Origin of the sequence: Cerasibacillus quisquiliarum, assembly GCF_014202495.1 — a bacterium.
In the GTDB taxonomy this organism is placed as follows: Bacteria; Bacillota; Bacilli; order Bacillales; family Amphibacillaceae; genus Cerasibacillus; species Cerasibacillus quisquiliarum.
Window position 1 is genome coordinate 126,370 of record NZ_JACHHA010000005.1, and the last position, 19,022, is coordinate 145,391.

Annotated in this window: 19 protein-coding genes; 6 read left to right on the forward strand and 13 right to left on the reverse strand. The window is 34.9% G+C overall.

The window, feature by feature from the left end; translation table 11 throughout:
• Positions 1 to 151: 151 nt before the first annotated feature.
• Positions 152 to 523, forward strand: a complete 372-nt coding sequence (locus HNQ35_RS07770; protein ID WP_146936211.1) for a YhjD family protein — start codon at positions 152 to 154, stop codon at positions 521 to 523.
• On the opposite strand, the gene HNQ35_RS07775 is transcribed toward HNQ35_RS07770, so the two are convergent.
• Complete coding sequence (locus HNQ35_RS07775) at positions 495 to 1,079, reverse strand: competence protein ComK (RefSeq protein ID WP_146936213.1); 585 nt, start codon at positions 1,077 to 1,079, stop codon at positions 495 to 497. The two genes, HNQ35_RS07770 and HNQ35_RS07775, sit on opposite strands and share 29 nt — an antisense overlap.
• Before the next feature lie 181 nt (positions 1,080 to 1,260).
• On the reverse strand, positions 1,261 to 2,256 hold the full coding sequence (gene lplA / locus HNQ35_RS07780) for a lipoate--protein ligase (RefSeq protein WP_146936215.1): 996 nt from the start codon (positions 2,254 to 2,256) through the stop codon (positions 1,261 to 1,263).
• A gap of 238 nt (positions 2,257 to 2,494) precedes the next feature.
• On the opposite strand from lplA, the gene yhfH reads away from it, so the two are divergent.
• Together yhfH and pepF are read left to right on the forward strand one after the other, a co-directional pair.
• Complete coding sequence (gene yhfH / locus HNQ35_RS07785; protein ID WP_146936217.1) at positions 2,495 to 2,623, forward strand: protein YhfH; 129 nt, start codon at positions 2,495 to 2,497, stop codon at positions 2,621 to 2,623.
• A gap of 211 nt (positions 2,624 to 2,834) precedes the next feature.
• On the forward strand, positions 2,835 to 4,646 hold the full coding sequence (pepF, locus tag HNQ35_RS07790; protein WP_146936220.1) for an oligoendopeptidase F: 1,812 nt from the start codon (positions 2,835 to 2,837) through the stop codon (positions 4,644 to 4,646).
• A gap of 238 nt (positions 4,647 to 4,884) precedes the next feature.
• Here the strand turns inward: pepF and hemY are convergent, their stop codons facing one another.
• From hemY to HNQ35_RS07810, 4 genes are all read right to left on the reverse strand, one after another.
• Positions 4,885 to 6,291: a protoporphyrinogen oxidase gene (gene hemY, locus HNQ35_RS07795; protein ID WP_146936222.1), complete on the reverse strand. Its 1,407-nt coding sequence runs from the start codon at positions 6,289 to 6,291 to the stop codon at positions 4,885 to 4,887.
• The gene (gene hemH, locus HNQ35_RS07800; RefSeq protein ID WP_146936224.1) at positions 6,291 to 7,226 is read right to left on the reverse strand and encodes a ferrochelatase; all 936 of its coding nucleotides are present in this window, start codon (positions 7,224 to 7,226) and stop codon (positions 6,291 to 6,293) included. The genes hemY and hemH overlap by 1 nt, the downstream gene beginning before the upstream one ends.
• A 26-nt stretch (positions 7,227 to 7,252) precedes the next feature.
• Positions 7,253 to 8,287, reverse strand: coding sequence for a uroporphyrinogen decarboxylase (gene hemE, locus HNQ35_RS07805; protein ID WP_146936226.1), 1,035 nt, complete (start codon positions 8,285 to 8,287; stop codon positions 7,253 to 7,255).
• 87 nt (positions 8,288 to 8,374) lie between these two features.
• Positions 8,375 to 10,573 (reverse strand): transglycosylase domain-containing protein, encoded by a 2,199-nt coding sequence (locus tag HNQ35_RS07810; protein WP_146936228.1) that lies wholly within the window; start codon positions 10,571 to 10,573, stop codon positions 8,375 to 8,377.
• Between the two features lie 143 nt (positions 10,574 to 10,716).
• Here HNQ35_RS07810 and HNQ35_RS07815 point away from each other — a divergent pair, with 143 nt between their 5' ends.
• Entirely contained in the window at positions 10,717 to 11,217 is a 501-nt protein-coding gene (locus HNQ35_RS07815) for an antibiotic biosynthesis monooxygenase family protein (RefSeq protein WP_146936230.1), read from the forward strand.
• 54 nt (positions 11,218 to 11,271) lie between these two features.
• Here HNQ35_RS07815 and HNQ35_RS07820 read toward each other — a convergent pair whose 3' ends face one another.
• The 5 genes from HNQ35_RS07820 to liaF all read right to left on the reverse strand — a co-directional run bounded on the left by HNQ35_RS07820 (position 11,272) and on the right by liaF (position 14,749).
• Positions 11,272 to 11,757, reverse strand: coding sequence for a thioredoxin family protein (locus HNQ35_RS07820; protein ID WP_146936232.1), 486 nt, complete (start codon positions 11,755 to 11,757; stop codon positions 11,272 to 11,274).
• Between the two features lie 6 nt (positions 11,758 to 11,763).
• A complete protein-coding gene (locus tag HNQ35_RS07825; RefSeq protein ID WP_146936234.1) occupies positions 11,764 to 12,189 on the reverse strand; it encodes a disulfide oxidoreductase in 426 nt (141 codons plus the stop codon).
• Between the two features lie 78 nt (positions 12,190 to 12,267).
• Positions 12,268 to 12,894, reverse strand: a complete 627-nt coding sequence (locus tag HNQ35_RS07830) for a response regulator transcription factor (protein WP_146936236.1) — start codon at positions 12,892 to 12,894, stop codon at positions 12,268 to 12,270.
• Between the two features lie 20 nt (positions 12,895 to 12,914).
• A complete protein-coding gene (locus HNQ35_RS07835) occupies positions 12,915 to 13,958 on the reverse strand; it encodes a sensor histidine kinase (RefSeq protein WP_146936238.1) in 1,044 nt (347 codons plus the stop codon).
• A gap of 14 nt (positions 13,959 to 13,972) precedes the next feature.
• Positions 13,973 to 14,749, reverse strand: coding sequence for a cell wall-active antibiotics response protein LiaF (gene liaF, locus HNQ35_RS07840; RefSeq protein WP_146936240.1), 777 nt, complete (start codon positions 14,747 to 14,749; stop codon positions 13,973 to 13,975).
• A 249-nt stretch (positions 14,750 to 14,998) separates the two neighbouring features.
• Between liaF and HNQ35_RS07845 the strand changes: the two genes are divergently transcribed.
• On the forward strand, positions 14,999 to 16,174 hold the full coding sequence (locus tag HNQ35_RS07845) for a M20 metallopeptidase family protein (RefSeq protein ID WP_146936242.1): 1,176 nt from the start codon (positions 14,999 to 15,001) through the stop codon (positions 16,172 to 16,174).
• Between the two features lie 32 nt (positions 16,175 to 16,206).
• On the opposite strand, the gene HNQ35_RS07850 is transcribed toward HNQ35_RS07845, so the two are convergent.
• Together HNQ35_RS07850 and HNQ35_RS07855 are read right to left on the reverse strand one after the other, a co-directional pair.
• Positions 16,207 to 17,424: an ABC transporter permease gene (locus tag HNQ35_RS07850; RefSeq protein ID WP_146936244.1), complete on the reverse strand. Its 1,218-nt coding sequence runs from the start codon at positions 17,422 to 17,424 to the stop codon at positions 16,207 to 16,209.
• Positions 17,417 to 18,160, reverse strand: coding sequence for an ABC transporter ATP-binding protein (locus HNQ35_RS07855; protein ID WP_146936246.1), 744 nt, complete (start codon positions 18,158 to 18,160; stop codon positions 17,417 to 17,419). The genes HNQ35_RS07850 and HNQ35_RS07855 overlap by 8 nt, the downstream gene beginning before the upstream one ends.
• 410 nt (positions 18,161 to 18,570) lie before the next feature.
• Between HNQ35_RS07855 and HNQ35_RS07860 the strand changes: the two genes are divergently transcribed.
• Positions 18,571 to 18,999: an HIT family protein gene (locus HNQ35_RS07860; protein WP_146936248.1), complete on the forward strand. Its 429-nt coding sequence runs from the start codon at positions 18,571 to 18,573 to the stop codon at positions 18,997 to 18,999.
• Positions 19,000 to 19,022: the final 23 nt, after the last annotated feature.

The following is a 19,022-nucleotide window of genomic DNA, read 5'->3' on the forward strand; positions in this document are numbered from 1 at the left end:
CATTTTAAATCAAGTAACGTCATATGTATAGTGCTATTTTAAAAAACGCCTCTTTCTTATCATTTCATAATCATATTCATTTATTATTGTTGCATTTTTTTCTTGTTTTCACATATAATAGAACAGACGTTCCCTTTAGGAGGCTTTCATGATGCGTTATTTGAATAAACAAGAGTTACAAATTGCTTCTCGTTTCCTATTTCTATCTATGACAATTATCGTTCTTCGACAAGATATTAACCATATCCAAAATGGCTCATTCAAGATAAAAGACCCGTATATCACCTTGTTAGAACACATGCTTACAATCGCTTTAAATGAAAGAAAAAATTTACGTAAACAAATGAAAGAACGACAAATGCAAGTGCTCTTAACGAGGCAAAATGATGCTTTTTCGTCTTATCTTTTCATTTGCCAAGGGAAAGAGGAAGAGCGTCATTATTTTAATCCTGTCATTCGTAAAAAAGTAGAATATATTATTCAGGAACTGATGCTTAAAGCTCACGATTTGATGTTAAATTAGCATCTAAAATAGAGTTAGGGTCTAAAATAGAGTTTGCTTCTAAAGCAGAGTTCATATCCGTTGGTGGTTGGTGAAAAAGTAGTTTTAGTCGACTATCTAGTAAATAACGGTATTGTGCTGTACGCTGAACTTGGTTAATAATCGAGCCAAACGAAACGTTAAGCAAAAGTTTTTTACCATTTTTAAAGACAATTTCTGCTTGCTGATTGATCGCTTTATTTACTCGCTCGATATGTGAATGTGAAATCCATGAACATTGTGGGTTAGCTGGTGAAATAGTAGGAAAAAAGTACATTCCACTCATTGGATTAATAGAGATAGGAGCTTTATGTGTAATACCGCAGATGTCGCGCGTCCCTTCTTGTCTGCCTTTTAGATTTGCACCAAAATAACGACAAGTATAGTCAATCATTTTGGTTGGCGTTAAACCACTGACATAATGTTCTTCATCTTCATCAAAAATTCGTGAGCCAATATGTCCATACTTATCTTGTTCTGCAACAACCGCTAATGTTAGAGGAGTAATTTCATGTGATGGAGTGTAATACTTTTTCATTCAATCACTTCCCTTCATGAAAAGAAAGAGGCTTATATACTAATTTATCAAATAAATCAAAAAAAGTATAATAGAAAGTATTGAAAATCTGAAATAATTATATCTTATTAAATATTTTGTATTTTGTTTTGTTTTAAAAAAGGGTTGTCCCGCTAAAGGGGACAACCGAATAAATTATCAATTAATATAATAACCCTATAAATTCATCTTTCGTAATTTTTCCTAAATAATGTGCGACATCTATATTTTCTAAAGCCTCTTCAATTGCCTGTTTATTATGGCGAACACCTTTTAATCGCTCTTCAACGACTTTAATGTCACCAAGTCCAAAAAAATCGCCATAGATCTTACAGTTTTCAATGATGCCTTTTTTAACATCAAGACGAACGTCAACAAGCCCTGATGGGAACTTATGTGAACGTTTGAAGTTAAATGCTGGAGATTTACCATAAGTCCAATCCCAATTGCGATAACGCTTTTCAGATATGTCGTAAATATTTTTCCAATCTTCTTCCGTCAATTCATAGTGCGGAACATCTTTCACATCATCAACATCAAAAATATGCTTTAACAACACTTCCTTAAATTCATCCATTGTCATATCTTCATCCATAAATTCAACAATGTTAGCGACACGACTACGAATTGACTTGATCCCTTTTGATTCTATTTTTGCTTGATTGACATTTAGAGCAGCTACAACATGATCGATTTCAGAATTAAGCATTAATGTTCCATGACTAAACATACGACCTTTTGTAGCGAACATGGCATTACCTGATATTTTACGTCCCTCTACAACAAGATCATTTCTTCCCTTTAGTTCTGCAGGAACACCCAATTGATTTAATGCTTCAACAACAGGTTTTGTAAACTTCTCAAAGTTGTGGAAACTATTACCATCATCTTTTGTTATAAAACTAAAGTTAATATTTCCTAAATCATGGTAAACAGCACCACCACCAGAAAGCCGGCGAACGACTTTGATATTATTTTTTTCTACATAATCGGTATTAATTTCTTCAATCGTATTTTGATTTCTTCCAATAATAATTGACGGCTCATTAATATAGAACAGAAGATATGTATCATCTTCTCCAAAGTTTTGTAAAATATATTCTTCTAAAGCTAAGTTTACCGTAGGATCTGTAATCCCTTTATTGTCAATGAACTTCATCACAATACCTCCCAGGTTTTGTATATCTTTAGTTTAATCGATTCATCAGTGACTGGCAACCCATGTTACTTTTTTCAATCGTCTTTCGCCTTAAAAACAAAAAAATGTTATAAAACAGCCTTGACAAAAATATGACTGTTGTATTACAATATAATCAACGCTTGAATTTGTTATATCACAGTGGTGTGCAGACAAATTCTGTTGCATCACAAAAAAGGTGGACATAGGGGGATCATCAATGGTTAACGTATTAGAATTCTTTAGGAATCTTCCTAAAAAGAGATGTCATGAATGTGGCAATGAAATGTATGAACAAGCGGATTGCTATGGTAACCTATGTGATGAATGTAACCATCCAGCTCGATAGGTTTATAGTACATCCCAAAGAATCTTTTTACTGTAATTAGTAACATGATACTTCCTTTCCTCTTAACAGCTATTACCCAAATAGCTGTTTTTTTTTAGCTATTAATTTCAGAATAGGTAAAAAAGTATAAAAAACCGTATCTTTTTTAGTGTGAATATATTATAATTATTTAGGAAAACGAATCATTTTATGAAGAAAGGGGAAAGTTTACATGTCAACAGAAGGCTTACAAACACGTTCTTCCGTACCAGCAGAACAAAAATGGGATTTATCAGATTTGTTTACCTCCCATAAGGCTTGGGTAAAAGAACTTCATACCTTAGAAAAAGATATTCAACGAATCACATGTTATAAAGGGACATTACATAAGGGTGCAGCACAGTTACTCGAATGTATTAAAGCATATGAAACATACTTAGAAAGACATATTCAAGTAAGTACCTATGCAAGTCTTCATTTAAGTACAGATGGAAGTGATCCTAAGCGGCAACATGATGCAGCTAAAGTCGCTGCTTTAACCGCTCGCATCAATGCACAACTTACGTTTATTGAGACCGAGCTACTCGAAATGTCAGAAGAAAAGCTAGAACAATTTAAACGAGAAGAACCAAAATTGAATCATTATGAAAAAATGTTAAAAGATATTTTAAGAAAAAAACCGTATACACTTACAGCAGAAGTCGAAGAAACGTTAGCAACATTAGAAGAAGTCCATCAAGCACCATATACGATTTATCTACGGAGCAAATCTTCGGATATGGTGTTTGAACCAATTCAAGATGGAAACGGTAAAGAACTTCCAATGTCAGCTGCTCTCTATGAAGAAAAGTACGAAATATCTGCTGACACAACTGTTAGACGAAATGCCTATGATTCCTATATGCATACACTGGAAAAATATAAACATACATTAGCGGCTACCTATGCAACAGAAGTAACGAAACAAGTCACTTTAGCAAAACTAAGAGGGTATGATTCGGTAACAGAAATGTTATTACAACCACAGGAAGTCACTTTAGAAATGTATGAGAATCAACTAGATATTATTCAGTCAGAGCTTGCACCACATATGCGTCGTTATGCAAGACTTAAAAAAGAAAAACTTGGATTAGACGAGATGCGTTACTGTGATTTAAAAGCACCGCTTGATCCAAATTATAATCCTAAAACAACATATGATAAAGCTAGAGAAATCATTATTGATGCTTTAAAAATAATGGGACCTGAATACACTGAAATCATCAAAGAAAGTTTTACAAATAGTTGGATTGATTGGTCTAATAATATCGGTAAATCAACAGGTGCATTTTGTTCTAGTCCGTATGGATCACATCCTTATATCTTATTAACATGGACAGATACGATGGAAAGCGCCTTCACACTAGCCCATGAGTTAGGTCATGCTGGTCATTTTTATTTGGCACACAAAAATCAAACTTTATTCAATACAAGACCTTCAACTTACTTTATTGAAGCACCATCAACAATGAATGAATTATTACTCGGTAACTATTTATTAGATAAAACTGGAAACAATATACAAATGAAACGTTGGGTTATTACACAACTATTAGGAACATATTATCATAACTTTATTACACATTTATTAGAAGGTGAATTCCAACGTCGTATATATGATTTAGCAGAGAAAGGCACGCCTTTAACAGCAGATGTCCTTTCAACACAAAAGAAAGAAGCGATTCAATCATTTTGGGGTAAAGACGTTATTGTCGATGATAGCGCTGGCCTTATTTGGATGCGTCAACCACATTATTATATGGGACTTTATCCATATACCTATTCTGCTGGATTAACCATTTCAACAGCTGTCGCTCGAAAGATTAAAGAAGAAGGTGAATCTGCTATTCAAGGTTGGCTAGATGTCTTAAAAGCAGGTGGCACATTATCACCACTTGAATTGATTAAAAAGGTCGGTATTGATATGACAGAACCTGATGCTATAAAGACAGCAGTCCAATATGTTGGTTCCTTAGTTGATGAGCTTGAAAAAAGTTATGAATAACTTAGACTTAAGATAAATAAACAAAAGCGAAGAAATAAGTACTCTTCGCTTTTGTTTTTATTAACCCTTTAGATAAATTATTGGCATAGCATAGCATTTCACCAATAATTCAATTACAAATAGTCATATCGTATACTCTATTCAATCTTAATACCTTCAAACCATTCATCATAGCAATCAAATATCAAAAAACAAAGCAGCCAGAAGCGGATTGAACGCATCAGACTGCTTTTCTTCATTAATCTCTTAAATAATTTAACACGTTAGCAACTGCTTGTTTTCCTTGATCAATACAATCAGGTAATCCTACCCCTTCATATGAACTACCTGCTAAATAAATACCTGGTAGCTGTTCAGTCATTGCTTGCTTTACTGTTGCTAAACGCTCTATATGCCCTACTGTATACTGTGGCATAGCATTTTTCCATCTTGTTACAACAGAAAATATCGGTTTATTTTTAATTTTCATGATCTTGTTTAAATCTTTAAGTACGAGTTTCACCATATCTTCGTCTGATAAATCAACTGCTTCTGGATCATCAGGCCGGCCAACATAACAACGAATAAGCGCCTTATCTTCTGGTGCTGCATTTGGCCATTTTTTATGTGTCCAAGTACAAGCCGTAATACGAAATTTACTATTTCTAGAAACGACAAATCCTGTACCATCAATATCTTTTCTAATTGCTTTTTTATCAAAAGCCATTGCAACATTCGCAACTGAATTTAAAGGCATATCGTTAAATACATTGAAAAAATCATACTGGCTAAATATGTTTGATAATGTTTGATGTGGTGTTGCCATAATAACAGCATCTGCTCGATAAACTGTTCCATCACTTAATAACACATGATAGCCATGATCTTTCTTTTGAATATGGTCAACTGCTGTTTGTAATTGAATTGTACCTGGATTTAATTGTGTTTCGAGAGCGTTAATTAATGTTTCTAATCCACCTTTAAGTGAGAGGAACATACCTTGTTTCTTTTTATTTTTAGCCGTCTTTTTTCTCTTTGGCATTGATTTATTTAATCCTTTAATTAAACTTCCATACTTCTGTTCAAGATGGTAGAAGTTAGGGAAAGTCGCCATTAAACTCATCTCATCCATATCACCAGAATAAATTCCTGATAATAATGGGTCAATAAGATTCTCTACTAATTCATCTCCGAAGCGACGTCTAAAAAAATGTCCTAAAGATTGATCATCAACCTGTTTACCTTTCGGAATAAGAAAATCCATTCCTGCTCTTAATTTACCTGTCAGAGAAAACATCCCTGAAAAAAGAAACGGTCTCACTTGTGTAGGAATTCCCATAAAAGAACCTTGTGGCATTTTATGCAATTTCTTTCCGACTAAAATATATGACTGCCCTGTTCCATTACGAACAAGTTGGTCTGTTAAACCTAGATCCTCCACAAGTTCAACAGCAGACTTTTTACGTTCTAAAAATGAATCTGGTCCTCGTTCGATCGTAAAGCCGTCACGACGAACGGTCTGAACTTTCCCACCAAGACGATTAGATGATTCTACTAACTTAACTTGATATGGAAGATGATGTTCTTTAATATGCTTTTGTAAGTAAAAGGCTGCTGCTAAACCTGTTATGCCCCCGCCAACAACTAAGATGTTCTTAGATTTCATTAAGCATCACGTCTTATCTTCGTCATAACTGCATTTGCCATAGCATTTATAAAAAGCGGATCAACGTTTGGCATTTCTGGACGATAATAATTTGCACCGATTTCGTCACAAACTACTTTACACTCATAATCATTATCATATAGGACTTCTAAATGATCAGCCACAAAGCCCACTGGCGCATAAACAAAAGCTTTATACCCTTTTTGTTTATATAAGTCACGTGTTAAATCTTGTACGTCTGGACCTAACCATGGATCTGGTGTATTTCCTTCACTTTGCCAGCCAATCTCATAGTTTGTTACCCCGGCTTCCTTCACTATTAATTCAGCTGTTTCTTTTAACTGCTCAGGATACGGATCATTATTCTGTATAATTTTCTCTGGTAAGCTGTGAGCTGAAACGATTAACACTGCTTTTTTACGTTCCTCATCACTCATCTTTGCATATTCTTTTGTAATTTCTCTTGCCCAATAGGCGATAAAATCTGGCTCAGTATACCAACTTTCAACTGATGTTAATGTTATTCCATGTTTTTCTGCTTCTTCCTGAGCACGACCATTGTATGACTTAATACTAAATGTTGAATAATGTGGCGCAAGCACGATTGATGCAGCTTGTTTAATACCATCTTTAGCCATCTTTTCTACCGCATCCTCAATGAACGGTTCGATATGTTTCAGACCGATATATACTTGGAAATCATAGGCATCTTGAATTTGATTTAATACTTTTTCTAATGCGTATGCTTGTTCTTCAGTAATCTTAGCAAGCGGTGAAATACCACCAATTGCTCTATATCGCTCTGTTAAATCTGCTAAAGCTTCTGGAGATGGTTTTCTACCATGACGAATATGTGTGTAATATCGCTCGATATCTTCTTCTTTATATGGTGTACCATATGCCATTACTAATAGGCCCATTTTCTTTCTTCCCATATCAACTCACCTCATGTTTTTAAGTGTTATCGCTTTGAGTACGTATGAATGAATTCTGTTAAACGAATTAACGTTTCTGGCTTTACATCTGGTGTTACACCGTGACCTAAGTTAAATACATGATGTCCATCATCTTTTGATTGATCTAAAATCTCTTTTGTACGTGCTTCAATCGTATCCCAGTCAGCTAATAAAATCGCTGGATCTAGATTACCTTGCAATACTTTCGTTACTCCTAACTCACGTGCTTCCTTAATGGAAGTACGCCAATCAAGCCCAATAACATCTACTGGTAAATCATTCCATTCCATTAATAAATGACTAGCACCAACACCAAATATAATTAGTGGAACATCAAAGCGTCGCAACTCTGTAAAAATCCGTGTCATGATTGGTTTTATGTATTTACGATAATCTCTAACATCTAATGAGCCGACCCAAGAATCAAATATCTGAACCGCTTTAACTCCTGCCTTTATTTGCACTTCAACATATATAATAATCATATCTGCTAATTTATCCATTAACATAAACCACAAATCAGGATTGCTGTACATAAGCGCTTTTGTTTTACCATAATTTTTAGACGGTCCACCTTCAATCATGTAACTTGCCAAAGTAAATGGAGCCCCACTGAAACCAATTAATGGAACATTTAATTGTTCTTCTGTCAATATACGAATCGTGTCTAATACATATGGTATATGTTTTTCTGGCTCCAACACTTTTAAGTTTTCAACATCTTCAATTGTTTTAACCGGATTATAGATGACTGGCCCTACGCCTGGTTTTATTTCCACATCGATTCCCATTGCTGGAAGAGGCGTCATAATGTCTTTATATAATATTGCTGCATCTACATCATAATTTTCTACTGGTAAACGTGTCACATAAGCACATGTTTCTGGTCGATGTGTAATTTCAAATAATGAGTATTTCTTCTTTAATTCACGGTATTCTGGTTGTGAACGACCTGCTTGACGCATATACCAAGCAGGAGTATAGTCAACTTTCTCTCCACGATAAGCCTTAAGGATTGTATCATTAAATTGCTTTGACATATTTATTTTCACCCTTTTATAACTTTCTTCATATTATCCACCATTATTAACTATAACCATTTTTCACATACGTGTATAGCATACGGCTTATTTTGTCATTAATTTGTCATATGATAAAGATAATTCAACATCTGGCGAGCGTTTCCCTTCTAATTTAGTCAATGGGTCATAAGGGACGACATAATATGTCTTCGCTTTAAAGAGTGATGGTAGACGGATTCGATATTCATGATGCCCAATAACTTCACCTACTCGTCTATCAATTCCACTCGAATCAACTTGATAAATTCGATAAACAACACGTTTATCGTCCGAACCGTCCCAAGTCAATTTACCGTTTATTGCGAAGTTTTTCCATTCAATATCTGCTTGCAAATTATGTATTACAGGTAATTGGATTGGTCGTTCAAGTGCTTCAACACCAGTTGGCTTTTCGAATGTTTTTGCCAATGGTTCTAACTTATTTACTTCTGTTAAAATTTGTTTTACTAATATTGTTGGATAGCTACTCCCCCCTGTTAAATAATGGGCCTGATCAGATTTGTCATAGCCAATCCAGGCAACCAACGCATACTCAGGGGTATATCCAGCAAACCATATGTCCTTATTTTTTCCTGTTACATGTGGATGCTCGGTTGTACCTGTTTTTCCCGCTAAAGCATGGTCATAGAAGCCTGCCTTTGCCGTTCCTTGATTAACCGTTTCTGAAAGTATTTCCGTTATGTTCCAAGCAACCTGTTTTGTAAATACTTGTACCTGTTTTTTATTCGCTTGATATAGTAGTTCCCCATTTGATTTATAAATTTTATCAATCACATGTGAATCTTGAAATTTTCCTTCATTAGGAAATGTAGCATACGCATCCATTAATTGTATAGGTGTTATGCCATATTTTAAACCACCTAAAGCGATTGATAATCCATGATCATTAGGTAATGGGATATTCAGTTGCTTCAAATACTCTTTTGAATAATCAATTCCAATCTGATCAAGGAGCCATACCGCTGATGTATTCTTTGACTCCATTAGTGCGGAATATAATGATACATAACCACTATATATTTCCTCACTATTACGGATTTTTAAAGCATCTAATAAATCCTTTTGATCTGGGATTACACTATATGGTCCAAACGATTCTGTCATCATTGCGGGTGCATAGACTGCAATTGGTTTTATCGTTGAACCTGGCTGACGTTTAATTGTCACTCGATTTAAATGACCAAATTGATAATCTCTCCCACCAATAGCAGCAACGATTTTACCTGATTTCACTTCCCGCATAACAAATGAACCTTCAACGCCTGATACATTGCCTGGGAAATATTGATCATTTTTAAAATGGTCATAGCTTATCTTCTGAATCTTTTCATCCATGTTAACAACGAGTCGATAGCCGCCACGCTTTAATTCATTTATGGTGAGATGATGTTTGTCAGCAGCTTCTTTCGTCACTAGATCAATATAGCTTGCTAAATATGGACGACTCATCTTTTCACTATTCTTTAATCCCAATGTCTTTCCTGATTCTCGTACTCGATCTTCTGTTGAAATAAATCCACTATCATCCATCGCTTTTAAAACAGCATTTCGTCGTTTAAGTGCTTTGTCTGGATAATGAATAGGTGAGTAGCGATTCGGTGACTGAACAATACCTGCTAATAATGCTGCCTCAGTCATCGTTAAATTACGAGCCGATTTAGAAAAATACTTTTGTGCGGCCATTTCAATTCCATAAACACCATGCCCATAATATATTGAATTGATATATAGCTCTAAAATATCATTCTTTGAGTAGTGTCGTTCTAAATAAATCGCTGCCATTACTTCTTTCATTTTACGCAACCATGTTTTCTCATGCGTAAGAAACAAATTCTTGACAACCTGTTGAGTAATCGTGCTTGCTCCTTCTACCTTACTTCCTGCCATTATATCTTTTACAATCGCACGAAATACCGATTTACTATCAACCCCAGCATGTTTATAAAAACGTCGGTCCTCAATTGCGACGAACGCCTCCAATACATAATCAGGCAATTGATCAATGTTAATAGGTAATCGATTCTCTTCATATAACCGATAAATCTCCGCACCATCAGCCGTTTCAATAATAGTAGCCGCAGGAAGAATCATTTTTTCTTCATCAACAAAAAAACGTCCCCCATACAAAATAAAGAGATAACCAGTTAAACTCATGACAAAAATAATAGATAATATAAAAAAAGGGCGCTTTAAATTCTGTTGAACACATTTCAGTGACTTCCTGATCACTGACTTCCCCTTCATCATAGATTCACCTCAAATATTTGGCGGAAATGTACTTAGTCTACATTATACGACATTTTTTTTAACGGGAAAAGAACAAGTCCTTAATAGCTCTTATACAATGTCTATGACATAATAATATATAGAAAGGAGTGGCATGATAGATGGTAAAAACAAAAGCATTTATGACTAATGGGACATATGCCTTCTTAAAGAAACTCGAACAGAAGCATGATCACTTATCTTTTTACTTCATGAAGAATCACGACACACTAGCTTATTATGAAGGAATTGGTAAATCTGTATTTACTGCAGGAAGAGTCTATGACATTTTGTTATCTAAGGGGCTTATTGAAAAACAAGGATTTGTTGCTATGAATCATATCCCTGTAACAACAGATGGGCGCCCCGTCTTTGAAGAGCGCTTCAAGCAGAGACAACACGCAGTCGAAACAATGCCTGGCTTCCAAGCCTTTCGATTGTTAAAGCCTAAAAAAGGCCTTGCTTATATCGTCTTAACACAGTGGAAGCGAGAAGCATATTTTAATGAGTGGCGAGAATCAAAAGCATTTGAGAAAGCACATAACAAACAATCGGTTAAACAACCAGCATATTTTGCTGACCGCCCATTTTTAAAAACATACACTATGATAAAAGAAGAATAAGGGGATCCTCTTTTTTTAGGACACCCCCTTATTGTTCTAATCAAAACAATTTCTTTATTTTTCTTTTAAAACATGTTCTTCAAAAAAATCTCTAAACACACTTTCTTCATTATATCCTTCTATACGCGCGACTTCCTTACCATTTTCATAATGAATAAGTGTCGGTGTTCCTTCTATTTGATAAGAATCCCAACCCTTTTTAAACTCAGATAAGTTAATTTTCTTCAGATCTATGTTCAGTTCCTCAGCTAATGGGACTAAAATTGGGGTTGTTTCAAGACAATAGCTACAGTCAGGTTTGTAGAAATAAACTGTCATCGATTCTTTTTTATCAAGTACTTGATTCAGCGTGTTAGGAGTGATTTGGTTTTGATATAATGGATCATCCATTTGCTTAATTGTCGAATGGTTTAAATCATTTTTTTCGTAACTATTGTTACCACCATCTATTGCTTGCTTCGTTTTATACTGGTTCACAATAAACAAAGCTAAAAACAATAGAGCGATTGTACCAATAATTACTAACATCTTCTTGTGCATTCTAACTCACCTCTTAACTAGTTTTAATATCAGTAAATGAAGAACAAATATACTTAAAAAGGAAATACCAGCTTGAAAGGGAATGGTTATAAACCCTAAATAATTAACATATTGCGTATGACATGGAATAATTCCACATGTATCACCAACTTCTTGCAATAAAGGAAGCTTTTGTAATAAATAATGATAGGATGATATAAGAAAACCTATTCCACTTAGAAATAAACCCGGTAATGCGATTTGGATATTTTTTTTCCATAAAGCGACACCATAAATCATAATAAGTGGATACATGAAAATACGTTGTACCCAACATAATTCACAAGGCGTAAAGCCCATCACTTCTGAATAAAAAAGACTGCCACCTGTCGCTAATAATGCAATTGTCCAAATCACAAGCATGAGGTTATCTAATGATTTGTCAGACGTCATTGTACGACTCTCCCTCAAACGTAGTCGTGATAATTATACACGAAAATATAAAAAGGCTCTAACAATATATCAGATAAACTACAGCAAACCATTGCGATGAACGTAAACAGCTGCTTGTGTACGATCACTTACACCTAATTTAGATAGAATATGACTCACATGTGTCTTAACTGTTTTAATGCCTATGTATAATTTTTCACTAATCTCCTGATTTGTTAAACCATTCCCAATACATAGGAGAACCTCCATCTCACGTGGTGTTAATTCATCATGTGGTTTTAAAGGCTGCTTTTGAAAGTTTGTTAACATTTTATTAGCTACTTTTGGTTCAATGACATTTTCTCCTATAACAGCTTTCTTAATGGCCTGGACAATTTCATCGGCGGACGCTGTTTTCAATAAATAGCTAAAAGCGCCTGCTTCAAGAGCTGGAAAAACTTGCTCATCGTCATAATAACTCGTCAGTATAATAATTTTACACTCTGGATACTTTTCTATTACTTGCTTTGTCGCTTCAATTCCCGATCCATTCTCCATTACTAAATCCATTAAAACAACATCTGGCTTTTCACGTAAAATGATTTCTACACTAGAAAATCCACTCGCTGCCTGACCTACTATCTCAATGTCATCGTCTGTCTGTAGATAGGCGATGATTCCTTTCCGAACGATTTCATGATCATCAACAACTACAACTCTAATCATTATTAAAACCTCCTTTTGAATTATTTGTGCACTGGAATACGAATATCAATATTCGTTCCCTCATCTTTATTTGAACGAATCGTAAATGTGCCACCAAGTTCTTGACTTCTTTCACGCATTGTCTTTAATCCATATGATGTTTTTCTATTCAGATCTTGTTCAATATCAAATCCTCTGCCATTATCACGAATATGGACGAATAATTCATCGTGGCGCATATAGACATCGATTCTAACTCGTGTTGCATGAGCATGCCGTAGAATATTAGATAATGCTTCTTGAATAATGCGAAATATATGATCTTCAATTGCTTCACTTAAAGTGAGATCATCTTGTATATTTACTTGGAACTCAATCTGACATTTATCTTTTAATTCAGCAATTAACTGTCGAACTCCTTTATGAAGCGGTTCACCTGATAAATGTACAGGTCTTAAATGAAGCATTAAAGCACGCATCTCGGTCTGGGCTTTTAAAGCAGCTTGAACGACTTCCTGCATATGGTCTTTTGCCATTTGCGGATTCTCATCAAACTGTTTAATTGCTGCTTGTGACATCATCGTTAAAGCAAATAATTGTTGGCTAACAGCATCATGTAACTCGCGAGCCAATCGTTGCCTTTCTTCCATAACAGCTGATTTATGAGCTGATTTTGCAAACTCTGCCTTTTCATCTGCTAAACGTTGTAATGATTTAACTTGTGCTTGCATATTCACCCCCAACTGATTCAATTCATTACTTATACGGGAAATCTCATCGTCACGATCACAATAAATATTAGATAAATAATTTCCATTCGTATATTGTGCGATTAGAACCGACAACCCGTCAATTCGGTTTTTTAAATCGCCGCTCGACTCAAAACCCGCATAAAAAGAAATCATTGTCCCACACACAATATATAAAATAATAAAGACAAAAATACTCGTAACATGAAGCCATTTTGGTTCAAAGAGGACATAAATCGTTAATAAAATTGCGAGTAATGTAACCGTTGTAATAAATAAACTATAAAGATTGGAGCGGATATATACATAACGTATACCATTTAATCGCTTAAACAAATAATCACCTCTTCCTACACGTAATTAATACGAATTGAACCTGCTTTTAACCGAATTTGGAAATCTAACTTTTGTTCAGAAAAACCATAGCCAGGTGTTTCAAATGTAAATGAACGATTAATCCCATCAGTAGATTGACCAACGACATCAATTTCACCAGCGACGACATAGGCTCGTACACGAAATTCAGCATGTTCTGGCATTAAAATATGGACATCCCCTGCTAAAGAGTCAATGAGAATAGGAATCTTTTTCTCCGGTATAAATGCTTTTGAGAAATCGAAAAAGAAATCCCCTGCCAAGCTTCTTAATGACATCGGCTCGACTTTCCAATTCGGCTGATTATATTCATAACTACCGACTGAAAACATAGAACCTTTGTCATCGACTTCCGCATCATCAAAATTATCATCAGCATCTGTTTTATCTTTTGACCAGTTCATGACAACGACTGGGCGTGATCCTTTTAATAATGAAAATCCAACATAAATTATTAGTAATGGCCATAGTTTAAATAAATCTTTGAAATGAAATGTAATGACTTGAAATCGATCTAAGATTAGTAATGAACCAAAGAGGATGAAAAGACTTCCAAAAAACAAACTGCCCCCTTGATACCTAAAACGATTACTCACCCATTTTAAACCAAGCATAATGATTAGAACTGGATATAGATAATGCCATCCCGTTTCAAAACTAAATGACATGATACCGATATTTTCTAAAATTAATAAGGTCCCAAACCCAATTAAAAAAAAAGCAATGATATAATAAAAAATACTTCTTCTCATATCTATCCCACCTATCACAGGTCATAAAATCAATTTATCCAATTCAACTCATACATCTATTCTATCAGGGAGTTGTTGGAAGATAAACCACCTTAAGGTGTTTTCCGCCTCCACCTTAAGTCTGAGAACTCTCTTAATCATCTTAATTGAGCTAAAAGAAAACATTTTAGACACCATCTTCTGAAAAATGGTATAATAAAAGGAATTTCATTTATTTAAAGTATATACATTATGGGGGAATGATGCATCATGTTTTCAAAAATAAAACGAGCTATTGACAAATCCTTTAATGAAATGGTTGATATTCGTCGTTACTTACACCAATATCCTGAATTATCTTTTAAAGAGGAGAAAACCGCAAAGTATATTGCTAATTTTTATAAACAACTCGGTCTACCTTATCAAGAAAAAGTCGGGGGAAATGGTGTAATTGCAACCTTAAAGGGTGGTAAACCTGGTAAAACAGTTGGCTTACGCGCTGACTTTGATGCTCTACCAATTCAAGATGAAAAAGATGTTCCGTATCGCTCTAGAGTAGACGGTGTCATGCATGCTTGTGGTCATGACGGACATACTGCAACTCTTCTCGTTATTGCCCGTGTTTTGAAAGAGTTTCAAGACGATTTGCCTGGGACGGTTGTTTTCATCCATCAACATGCTGAAGAAATGAATCCTGGTGGAGCAAAGCCAATCATTGAATCAGGTGCACTTGATCACCTTGACGCTATATTCGGAACACATTTATGGTCTGGCATACCAGTCGGACGAATTGAAATTTCAAAAGATGTTCTGATGGCAGGCGCAGATAGCTTTCGTATTACGTTACACGGTAAAGGCGGACATGGATCTGAACCTCATGAAACAAAAGATGCCATCACAATTGGCGCTCAATTAGTCACTCAATTACAAACAATCATAAGTAGAGAAGTCAACCCGATGCGTACAGCTGTCTTATCGATTGGAAAATTCCATGCGGGTACAGCCTTTAATGTGATTGCTGATAAAGCTGAAATTGATGGTACCGTACGCTATTTAGATTTAGAGGTTCAAGCACAAATAATTGAAGCAATGGAGAAACATATAAAAGGAATCTGTCTAGCAAATGATATTACTTATACATTTGATTACGCGAAAGGATATCCGCCAGTTGTCAACCATAAAAAAGAGGCGGAACTCGTGATGGAAGCAAAAGATAGCATTGAAGACATACAAGAAATTGTTGAAGTCGAACCATCAATGGGCGGCGAAGACTTTGCTTACTATTTAATGGAAAAGCCAGGAGCTTTTTTCTTTACAGGTGCACTTAAAGAATCGAATCCTTATCCACATCATCATCCGAAGTTCGATTTTGATGAAAAAGCGATGCCAATCGCTGCCAAAACATTGATTAAAGCTTATTTAAACTATCAAGAAGCATCATATTAGCCAGCTTCACATGACTGGAAGCTGGCTATTTTTTATGATACTAACTTCTCTTTCATATAAAAGTAAACAAATCCATAGCTGAATATGACGCCAACGATAAACATGATGCCCGTTAAGAAGTAATTTTGTAAAAAAAGAGTGACAATTGTAAAAATCACTGTTTGTAGCAGTCCTAACTTTATAATCAGTCTTAATAAAGCTTGCTTTCTATTTTCTTCAGAAATTGGATATATGTCTAACCATATATTTACTCGATGATGACGATAAATCGTCATCATTTGAAATAAACTCATGTAAAGAAATAAAATGGCAAATAATACTTTCACCCAAACAATTGGTACAAAATAAATGAACAAGCTACCGACAATGATTAAGCGAATATACATACTTAAATAATCTCCACTACGAATAAACGTTAAACGAAATAAGTAATCATATGTTAAACGCTGTTTATATGGTACACGATGTGCCCATAAAGATACGAGCCAGTTTCTTTTTTTAACTGGATTTCGTAGATGGGGTACATCTGTAAATAAATTAGCCATCCGATAAAAAGCTTGCATGCGATTTTGATCTTTTTCAATGAGTAGATACCAATTGATATTCGGTTGTTTCCGTGAAATGAATAGATCGTATAAAAAGACACCGATAAACAAGCCTGTACAAATAGTTGCTAAAATCATCGTACCATCAATAAGAAAGTAGAAAACAGCTGTTGAAACAAGTAAGCGGGTGAACAAATCAATGACACGGATTGTTTTATCTTGAATATTATTCATCCACCAAGTTGCTAGTAAATTCCACCCCTTAAAAATAAGTAACACGACAATAAGCAATAAATATGTTCGACCACTACGTTCAGGGAAACTAGCAAAATATAAAGGACCAAATAAAGCTGCAACTAAAAAAATCGGATACCAGCCAATGAAATAACTAAGTAGGACAGTCTTTTTAAAATATCGACGCATTTTCTTTTCCGCTGGTACTAAAAAGACTAAATCTGCTTCTTGAAGCAGTGTTCGTACAGATCCTAAACTCACTAAAATACCGAACACAGTCGCCATGATAATTGTACTTGGAAAAGATTCTGGTATGGTTAATAACCATTGTTGATAGAAATAAGCAAAAGCCGCAATAAAGAAAAATAATGCAACCGCAATATGACCATTAAATATATACCGTAAATAACGTCCTGTTTCCTTCATGTAATGTGACAAACGTTCTTTAAATAATCGATCAGCATCAAACATCGTTCTCTTCCTTTGTCAACTGAATATATAGGGCATCTAAACTTGCATTTGGCATAGAAAACTGTGTCCGTAATTGCTCTAAACTGCCTTGGGCACGTATTTTTCCGTTATGTAGAATGATGAAGCGATCACAATATTTTTCTGCTGTCGTTAAAATATGTGTCGACATCAAAATACCTGCTCCTTGCTCTTTCATTTTAATCATCAAATCGATAAACGACTGAATACCTAAAGGGTCTAATCCTACAAATGGTTCATCGACAACATACAATTGCGGTGCAATCAAAAATGCACACATTATCATCACTTTTTGTCGCATACCTTTAGAAAAGTGAACAGGAAACCATTTCAGTTTCTTATCCATCCGAAATTCCTGGAGTAAATGATCTAGTCTCTGTTCGAATAAATCTTCTGGGAGATTATACGCCATAGCTGTTAAACGAAGATGTTCATATAATGTTAATTCATCGTATAATATAGGGATCTCAGGAATATATGCGAGTTGTGTACGATATGCCTCTGGGTCATCGTGTACTGTTTTTTCATTAAGTGTGATCTTTCCTTTTTTTTCTTTCATTAAACCAATAATATGCTTAATAGTAGTACTTTTTCCTGCACCATTTAGGCCAATTAGTCCGACGATTTCATTAGGATATACATCAAATGTTAATCCATGTAAAACATTTTTATGTGTATAACCACCATGAAGATCTTTAACACGCAATAAAGCTTTCACAATAAGTCCTCCGTCTCGAAAACGTTCTTTTTACAAATTTTATCATTAAATTCAATAAAATACATCTCACACCTATTACTTATATGTATAAAAAACGATGGTTCGCTCATAATACGTACTGAAGAGATGTGGACGATTCACCTACATTTATCAATTAATGGGGTGATTTGGTGATCCCAATCAACAAGTATATGATTTAAACCCTTTTGACAGGTTGATATCCTTTCGGTCAAAGGATGCTGTTAAAACGGTTGTCATATAATAGCAACTAATCAATAGTTGTTATGTGAACTGTTGACGTCCCTTCTCTCTCAATGAGGCACGACGAGCGTCGCGCCTCATTATTTTTTGACATACCATTCATCCATTATTACAATGTACGTAACGATACGAAAAGGGGATGAAATGAATTGGAAGAAAAAGACTGTATCTTTTGTAAAATCATCGCTGGAGAATTACCATCTGCAAAAGTTTATGAAGATGAACACGTCTATGCTTTTCTAGATATCAGTCAAGTAACAAAGGGGCATACATTAGTCATACCAAAAACACATACAAAAAATATATTTGAAACACCACCTGAAGTAGCAAAGCATTTATTTGAGCGTATACCGACGATTGCTAATGCTATTCGTGATGCATATCAACCACTCGGTATGAACCTACTTAATAATAACGAGCGTGCTGCAGAACAATCTGTTTTCCATTTACATCTACACCTCATACCACGATATGGTAAGGGAGATGGTTATTCACCAAACTGGCACACACATGAGAACGATTATACACAAGATGATTTACAAAAAATTGCTAAGGAAATAAATCTTCAAATAAAGTAAATAGCTCTTTTCCTTTTAGTCAT